The 6394-nt window shown below is 41.6% G+C and carries 7 protein-coding genes and 1 tRNA gene; 3 read left to right on the forward strand and 5 right to left on the reverse strand.

Going from position 1 to position 6394, the window contains the following annotated elements; translation table 11 throughout:
- Positions 1-102 precede the first annotated feature (102 nt).
- Positions 103-825 carry a UDP-2,3-diacylglucosamine diphosphatase gene (gene lpxH, locus BO26_RS12795; protein ID WP_036771914.1) on the reverse strand — a complete coding sequence of 241 codons (723 nt, stop codon included), beginning with the start codon at positions 823-825 and terminating at the stop codon, positions 103-105.
- A 10-nt stretch (positions 826-835) separates the two neighbouring features.
- A complete protein-coding gene (gene ppiB, locus BO26_RS12800) occupies positions 836-1330 on the reverse strand; it encodes a peptidylprolyl isomerase B (protein ID WP_036771916.1) in 495 nt (164 codons plus the stop codon).
- 269 nt (positions 1331-1599) lie between these two features.
- Here ppiB and cysS point away from each other — a divergent pair, with 269 nt between their 5' ends.
- On the forward strand, positions 1600-2985 hold the full coding sequence (gene cysS / locus BO26_RS12805) for a cysteine--tRNA ligase (protein ID WP_036771917.1): 1386 nt from the start codon (positions 1600-1602) through the stop codon (positions 2983-2985).
- Positions 2986-3044: 59 nt separating this feature from the next.
- Here cysS and ybcJ read toward each other — a convergent pair whose 3' ends face one another.
- Positions 3045-3257, reverse strand: a complete 213-nt coding sequence (gene ybcJ, locus BO26_RS12810) for a ribosome-associated protein YbcJ (RefSeq protein WP_036771918.1) — start codon at positions 3255-3257, stop codon at positions 3045-3047.
- Complete coding sequence (gene folD / locus BO26_RS12815) at positions 3257-4132, reverse strand: bifunctional methylenetetrahydrofolate dehydrogenase/methenyltetrahydrofolate cyclohydrolase FolD (protein ID WP_036771927.1); 876 nt, start codon at positions 4130-4132, stop codon at positions 3257-3259. Before folD ends, ybcJ begins: the two co-directional genes overlap by 1 nt.
- Before the next feature lie 196 nt (positions 4133-4328).
- On the opposite strand from folD, the gene BO26_RS12820 reads away from it, so the two are divergent.
- Together BO26_RS12820 and BO26_RS12825 are read left to right on the forward strand one after the other, a co-directional pair.
- Positions 4329-4405, forward strand: a tRNA-Arg gene (locus BO26_RS12820).
- A 165-nt stretch (positions 4406-4570) separates the two neighbouring features.
- A complete protein-coding gene (locus BO26_RS12825; protein WP_036771921.1) occupies positions 4571-5785 on the forward strand; it encodes a tyrosine-type recombinase/integrase in 1215 nt (404 codons plus the stop codon).
- A 188-nt stretch (positions 5786-5973) separates the two neighbouring features.
- On the opposite strand, the gene BO26_RS12830 is transcribed toward BO26_RS12825, so the two are convergent.
- On the reverse strand, positions 5974-6207 hold the full coding sequence (locus tag BO26_RS12830; RefSeq protein WP_036771923.1) for a helix-turn-helix domain-containing protein: 234 nt from the start codon (positions 6205-6207) through the stop codon (positions 5974-5976).
- Positions 6208-6394: the final 187 nt, after the last annotated feature.

A 6394-nucleotide genomic window follows, 5' to 3' on the forward strand; every position in this document is an offset into this window, starting at 1 on the left:
CGAATATAGCGCTTTAAGGTCGCGGATCATATCATGCTCACAAGCTAAGGAAAACGATTGCGTTACTTTATACTTTACATTTTGATACCTGGTAAGGGTGATTCAGAATGGGAAAAAGATAAGATCGGTTGATTTGTCCGTTATTTTGAACATTGATCCTTGATGGTGCCATGCACCAAGCACACCGCGGTGATACATTTTATTATGTAGAGCAACTTCATGTACCGCAGGACGATGAGTATGTCCATGGATCATCCAGTCAGCTTGATACCGCTCAAAAGCATCAATAACAGCTTGTTGATTGACATCCATAATGGCTTCTGATTTTCGGCTGTTGACAGATTGACTATTTGCTCGCATTTTTACGGCAATTTTCTGACGGATAAACAGGGGTAATAGTAAAAACAGCCGCTGAATCCACGGGGTATGAACCCGCTTACGGTATTGTTGATAACCTTCGTCATCAGTACATAAGGTATCTCCGTGCAGGATTAGCACCCGCTTACCATACAGTTCCAGGACTTTTTCCTGTGGTAGCAAGATTATTCCACTTTCTTTAGCAAAGCGGGAACCGATTAGAAAATCACGATTGCCATGAATAAAATGACAGGCAACACCTTGTTGATGCAGTGTTTTTAATGCACTGGCGATTTCACGGTGGAGAGGGTTGTTATCATCATCGCCAATCCAATAATCGAATAGATCACCGAGGATATAAAGGCTATCTGCTTGAATAGCATCCTCACGCAGAAAACGCAGAAAACCGGCAGTAATTGCCGGTTCGTGCTCGCTTAGATGTAAATCCGCGATAAAAAGTGTACACATACGCAGTAAATTACTCGCTGACGGTCACTCTTTCAATGATAACATCTTCGCATGGTACGTCTTGGTGCATACCGCTTCGGCCAGTAGAAACGCCTTTGATTTTATCAACAACGTCCATACCTTCGATAACCTCAGCAAATACACAGTAACCCCAACCATCAGAGCGCTCAGAGCGGAAGTTCAAGAAATCATTATCAACAACATTAATGAAGAATTGTGCAGTTGCTGAGTGTGGATCGTTGGTGCGGGCCATAGCCAGAGTACCACGATTGTTTTTCAGGCCATTGTTAGCTTCATTTTTGATGGCTGCATCAGTCGGTTTTTGTTTCATACCGGGTTCAAACCCGCCACCTTGGATCATGAAGCCGTTAATAACGCGGTGGAAGATGGTGTTATCGTAGAAACTATTGCGACAGTAGTTTAAGAAATTCTCGACAGTTACAGGAGCTTTATCGGCGAAAGTATTAATCACAATATCGCCAAAGTTGGTATGGAAAGTCACCATAATGGAAATCCTAATAATAATTTTGATTAACCCGATTCAGGGCATTCGGACCAGGTGGCTTTTATATCACATCTGCCATAATGAGTCAGTACCTATTAATTTCAGTAAGCTATGTTGATCGTCAACCTTGCAAAGTGCTTAATATCGGGTTTCAATATCTTATTGGATTATGCTGTATCGAAAATTTATTTATGAGATAGGGACATAAATCCAGAGTTATCAATTCGTTATTTTTAATCACGCGTACAGTGAATTTACGGAAAATCCCGATGCTAAAAATTTTCAATACCCTCAGTCGTCAAAAAGAAGAATTTAAGCCAATTCATCCAGGGATAGTAGGGATGTACGTGTGTGGTATCACGATTTATGACCTATGCCATATTGGTCATGGCAGAACATTTGTTGCCTTTGATGTAATTGCTCGTTACCTGCGCTATCTGGGATATGATTTGACATATGTGCGGAATGTGACTGATGTTGATGACAAGATAATCAAACGTGCCGCAGAAAATCATGAAAGTTGTGATGATTTGACCAGCCGTATGTTGGCAGAAATGTATAAGGATTTTGATGCGCTGAATATTTTGCGCCCTGATCTAGAACCACGTGCGACTCGTCATATACCGGAAATTATTGAACTGACCGAATCGTTGATAAAACGTGGTCATGCTTATGTCGCAGATAATGGTGATGTGATGTTCTCCGTTGAAAGTGATTCGGATTACGGAGCGCTTTCCCGTCAAGATCTCAGTCAGTTACAGGCAGGAGCACGAGTAGAAGTGACTGATGTTAAGCGTAATCCAATGGATTTCGTATTGTGGAAAATGTCTAAGCCAAGTGAACCAAGCTGGGAATCGCCGTGGGGAAAAGGGCGTCCGGGTTGGCACATTGAATGCTCTGCAATGAATGGTAAACAGCTGGGCAATCATTTTGATATTCATGGTGGTGGTGCTGATCTGATGTTTCCACATCATGAAAATGAAATTGCTCAGTCTACCTGTGCTCATGATGGTCCGTATGTGAATTATTGGATGCATTCGGGAATGGTCATGGTGGATAAAGAGAAGATGTCTAAATCACTGAACAACTTCTTTACCATCCGTGATGTACTGAAATATTACGATGCGGAAACGGTACGTTATTTCCTGCTGTCAGGTCATTATCGTAGTCAGCTTAACTATACCGAAGAGAATCTGAAACAGGCACGTACTGCGCTTGAGCGTTTTTATACGGCTCTGCGTGGTACGGATGCTTCTGTATCGCCAGTAGGTGGAGCAGTATTTGAAGCGCGTTTTATTGAAGCAATGAATGATGATTTCAATACCCCAGAGGCGTATTCCGTTTTGTTTGATATGGCACGTGAAATTAACCGCCTGAAATCAGAAGATTTGTCAGCTGCGAATGGTCTGGCGGCAGTGTTACGTAAACTGGCTGGTATTTTAGGTCTGTTGGAACAAGAGCCGGAGCAATTTTTGCATAATGGTGTTCAGGTTGATGATGAAGACATTGCTAGAATTGAAGCATTGATTAAGCAACGTAATGATGCCCGCAAAAACAAAGATTGGGCGCTGGCAGATTCTGCTCGTGATCAGTTAAATGAGATGGGCATTGAACTGGAAGATGGTCCGCAAGGGACTAGTTGGCGTCGTAAATAAGTTCGATAGAGTACAGCTGCCTTGGTAATTAAGGCTCCCTTTTGGGGAGCCTACTTTAATTACTCTTTGATGCAAACGGAATCACCATTGAAGGTGACAACTTGTCCGGCGGTAATTTTACAGCGCTTACGTGTTTCTGTTTGACCGTTGACTTCAATCAGACCTTCAGCAATAACTGCCTTGGCTGTAGCGCCACTTTCACTCCATCCTTGGAACTTCAGCAGATCGCACAGTTCCACATGGGGATGACCTTCCAAATAAAAAATTTCCATTAACAACCTTCAGTTTTTTCCACATCATGATATTCCTCGCAAGCTTGCAAGGTATTCTGGATAAGCGTAGCCACTGTCATAGGACCAACTCCTCCCGGAACAGGAGAGATCCAGCTTGCTCGTTCTGAAGCGGTTTCGAAATCAACATCACCAATGACTTTACCGTCTTCCAGGCGATTAATGCCGACGTCAATAACAATAGCGCCTGGTTTAATCCACTCACCAGGGATAAAGTTTGGTTTACCGACAGCTACAATTAGCAGATCTGCATGTTCCACATGGTGGCGTAAGTCTTTGGTAAAACGATGAGTAACTGTTGTGGTACATCCAGCGAGTAACAGTTCCAGACTCATTGGGCGACCAACAATATTTGAAGCACCGATAATGACGGCATTCAGGCCATACGTGTTGATTCCACAACGCTCAAGCAAAGTTGCAATGCCGCGTGGAGTACAGGGGCGTAATTTTGGCGCGCGTTGACACAGACGGCCAATATTATAAGGATGGAAACCATCGACATCTTTATCAGGTTGGATACGCTCCAGAACTTTGACATTATCGATCCCGGCAGGCAAAGGAAGCTGAACCAGAATCCCATCAATGTTTGAATCATCATTAAGCTGATCGATAAGGTTTAACAATTCTGCTTCGCTGGTAGTATTTGGCAGATCATAGGAACGGGAAACAAACCCGACTTCTTCGCAGGCACGACGTTTACTGGCGACATAAATCTGAGAAGCGGGGTTTTCTCCGACCAAAACAACGGCGAGACCGGGAGCACGTTTTCCCGCTGAGACACGTTGTTGAACACGTTCTGCTACTTCTCTTCTGATTGTCTGCGCAATCGTTTTCCCGTCAATAATTTTTGCTGGCATGTACTCATAAATCCATAAATCAAACATTGGGATATCGCCTATTTTGTCAGAACATAAGCGTGCTGTCAGTTTTATTGATAATCAGAAAATAGCCAGATGGAGATTTATGAGAAGAAAAGCCATTGACTCAAGGGCTTGTCCCCGTATAATCTCACCCCGCATCGGAGCATTACTGATGCAGCTCATCTTTCAAGATGCGCCCTTAGCTCAGCTGGATAGAGCAACGGCCTTCTAAGCCGTAGGTCACAGGTTCGAATCCTGTAGGGCGTGCCATCATCACTTCCGTCAACGTCTATTGAAGTCCATTAAACCCAGTAAATACAAGGCATTTCTACAGTTCCTATTCTTTCTACGTCCACTATAGTTTGTTGAAATCCATCCTATAATGGGGGTACATTTGGGGGTATGTTCAGGTTCAATGAAAAGTGATACCCCCATATGAAATTAAATGCCAGACAGATAGAGTCAGCAAAGGCCAAAGCTACCGATTATAAATTAGCTGATGGTGGTGGTTTGTATTTATTGGTGAAGAAGAACGGAGCGCGTTATTGGCGCCTAAAATATCGGATTGCAGGTAAAGAGAAGTTGCTTGCATTAGGGGTATACCCTAATTTGTCTTTAGCTAATGCCAGAGTCAAAAGAGATGAAGCTAAGCAACACTTGGCTAATGGCGTTGACCCCGCTGAAGTGAAGAAGACAGAACAAGAGGAGATAATTAGGCAAGCAACTAATACTTTTGAGGCTATAGCTAAAGAATGGCATTCCTATAAATTGCCGAATTGGTCTGTTGGCTATGCTGATGACTTGCTTGAATCCTTTAATAAAGACATATTTCCCTATATTGGCAAAAGAATAATAACGGATATTAAGCCTCTGGATATGTTGGAAACTCTTCGCAAAATGGAACAGCGTGGCGTTCTGGACAAGCTTAAGAAGATTCGTCAAGCTTGTAGTCAGGTATTTAAATATGCGATTGTAACTGGTAGGGCTGAATATAATCCTGCTGCTGAGTTATCTGGAGCGTTAGCATCACCGAAAGTTAAACACTTTCCACATCTTTTAGCCGATGAATTACCTTTTTTCCTGCAAACATTATCTCAATACAGGGGAAGTATCATTACTCAAATAGCAACAAAACTATTATTGTTAACCGGTGTTCGGACTATAGAACTCAGAGCTGCAAAGTGGGATGAACTAGATTTAGATAGAAAGATATGGGAAATTCCACTAGAACGTATGAAGATGCGCCGCCCGCATATCGTTCCACTGTCTGAGCAGGTTCTATCTCTGTTTAAGACATTGGAAACTATCACTGGGCGTTTTGAGTTTATTTTTCATGGGCGTAATGACTCCAGTAAACCAATGAGTGAAGCAGCTATTAATCAAGTTATTAAACGTATCGGCTATGGCGGCAGAGCAACAGGCCACGGTTTTCGGCATACCATGAGTACGATTCTGCATGAACAAGGTTATAACAGCGCTTGGATTGAAACGCAGTTAGCTCACGTTGATAAAAATAGTATCAGGGGTACGTATAATCATGCTCAATACTTAGATGGGCGTCGTGAAATGCTTCAATGGTATGCCGACTATATGGATAGTTTAGAATACAGTGAAAATGTAATTTATAGTACATTTGGTAAAAGAGCTTAATTATTATTTGCACAGATAGAGATAGAAAATTCCTATGATGGATGGATTATTTGGAACAATATAAAAAGGAATTTATTGCTCCTTACACTTTTTCAAATAAAAACAGCAAATAGTTATATAAAAGGCCCACCTTAAATAGTGGGCGATGAGTGTCTTTATTTAATGATATTTTCTGAGCCATAGCATTTTTATGATATGAATGTTTTAGTCCCGTTATTTTCATAACGGGAAGGCCAGATAATTTCAGGAGGAACTCCCAATGCATTAGAAATAATTCTTTCTCCTTTAGGCCAGTGACGTGTCAGTGCATTTGCCAGTGTGGATGAAGCCAGTCCGGCGCTCCTTGATAAAGCGGCTAATGTTATTCCTTTCTTTTTCAGTCCGGCAATAATATCGGCTGGATGCCAATCCTGTTGAATCATATTTTAGATTTTCCTGAGTGGTGACATAAAATAATTATCCTTTCATGGACTCTATCTGTAAATAGTTAAAGTTAAAAAATACCATTATTTTATTATTTCCCCCATTTAAATAAAACTCCCCCATTGATTACCCATTTTATTTTTCTTTAAATAAAGAGAAGATGATTTTCTAATTACAGAATAATGT

It is taken from the genome of Photorhabdus australis DSM 17609 (genome assembly GCF_000711895.1).
GTDB lineage: Bacteria > Pseudomonadota > Gammaproteobacteria > Enterobacterales > Enterobacteriaceae > Photorhabdus > Photorhabdus australis.